The sequence below is a fragment of the Tepidimonas sp. genome, from assembly GCF_046292505.1.
In the GTDB taxonomy this organism is placed as follows: Bacteria; Pseudomonadota; Gammaproteobacteria; order Burkholderiales; family Burkholderiaceae_C; genus Tepidimonas.
This window is the reverse complement of sequence record NZ_JBKBQX010000235.1, coordinates 1-585: the sequence shown is the minus strand read 5'-3', so window position 1 is coordinate 585 and position 585 is coordinate 1. Positions and strand designations below refer to the sequence as shown.

General features: G+C 65.0%; 1 protein-coding gene. It reads left to right on the top strand.

Annotated features, from left to right (window positions below; all coding sequences use genetic code 11):
- On the top strand, nucleotides 1-533 hold a 533-nt coding region (locus ACK4TH_RS12995), incomplete at its 5' end, for a DUF6441 family protein (RefSeq protein ID WP_409627041.1).
- Nucleotides 534-585: the final 52 nt, after the last annotated feature.

Here is a 585-nt window from a genome sequence, read left to right as displayed (position 1 = left end):
AGGCATCCGAGATCAAACAGGACGTCCGTAGCCACGTCGCGGGCCAGATGGCGGTGGTCAGGAAGTCTTTCCTCAAGGGCTTCACCGCCCGCGTATTGGACCGCGACCCGAACCGCCTGCCCGCGCTGTACGTGGGCTCGAGGATTCCGTGGTCGGGGATGCACGAGCGCGGCGGCCTGATCGCCGGTCGGATGCTGATCCCGCTGCACGGGCGGGTCGGCAGGAAACGCTTCAAAGCCCAGATCGCCGAGCTGATGCGCGGCGGCAATGCCTATTTCATCAAGAACGCAAGGGGGAACATCGTCCTGATGGCCGAGAACATCAAGGAACACGACCGGCCACTGGCGGGCTTCAAGCGCCGCTATCGCAAGGCTTCAGCGCTCAAGCGCCTCAAGCGCGGCGCGGACATCCCGATTGCCGTGCTGGTGCCCAAGGTCGCGCTCCGTAAGCGTCTCGACATCGAACGGCTGGTCGCGGGCCGCATCCCGCGCTTATCCGCGGTCATCGAGCGCCAGATCCGGACGGTGGACTGAATCATGGCGAACCGAATTTCCGTCCTCGTCGCACTCGAAGGGGCCGACGAGA